The organism is Stenotrophomonas humi (assembly GCF_001431415.1).
In the GTDB taxonomy this organism is placed as follows: Bacteria; Pseudomonadota; Gammaproteobacteria; order Xanthomonadales; family Xanthomonadaceae; genus Stenotrophomonas; species Stenotrophomonas humi.
The window spans coordinates 1-756 of record NZ_LDJI01000056.1 but is presented as its reverse complement, the minus strand read 5'-3'; the positions used below and the strand labels follow the sequence as shown (position 1 = coordinate 756).

Genomic DNA, 756 nt, shown 5'->3' with positions numbered 1-756 from the left:
GCGCATGCAACTCTGCCTCGCATGTCCCGGGTGTGACACCACACGATGCAGACCCGGAGGTCATCAAGGAAAACTGTGCGCTTGCACGGGAGAGGGAGAACGAAGCGGCCATCGCTCATTGGTGCAAGGGCTTGCAAGCCGGCTCCCCGGGAGGCTCTGCGGCACCCGGTTACGCGGTCGGGAGCCGCTAGGTGATTGCTCCAGGCAATGGCAAACGCACTGCGGAACTATTCCCATCGCAAACAACAAGGGCGCCTCTCGGCGCCCTTGTCCATCCACTACCCGCTCGCGGGAATTCAATGCGTGGCGGTGGTGCTCTTGGCACCGGCGCTCAATTCCGCGGCCAGGTTGCGCTTGTAGGTATCGAAGTCGATGCCCTGTTCCGCCACTTCGGCGTGCGCGGCGTCCTTGAGGGCATCGGAGTACATCAGGCGCACGGGGGTGTTGTTGCGTTCATGCAGTTCGGCAGCGCGCATGATCAGCGCCAGTACCCGGGCAGCACTGGTGGTTTCACCGGCGATCTTGCCGTTCATACCCAGCACCCACTCACCCTCGCGGCGCACGATACCGGCCAGCAAGGTGCGGTCCTGGTCGCGCAGTTCCGCATGCGGCTCCACTTTGGCTTTCGGCACGGGATTGGCTTCGGCCTGGTTGCGCTCGCGCTCGGCCAGCTTCTTCTTCGCCTTGCGGCGGCCTTTGGATTGAATCGACATCGTTGGGGGCTCTTTTACCGTCGCCGCTGATGGCGGCCTGCTT

At 63.5% G+C, this 756-nt stretch carries 1 protein-coding gene; it reads right to left on the bottom strand.

Annotation, left to right across the window (positions count from 1 at the left end):
- Positions 1–296: 296 nt before the first annotated feature.
- A complete protein-coding gene (locus ABB26_RS18230; RefSeq protein WP_057636134.1) occupies positions 297–713 on the bottom strand; it encodes a hypothetical protein in 417 nt (138 codons plus the stop codon).
- Positions 714–756: the final 43 nt, after the last annotated feature.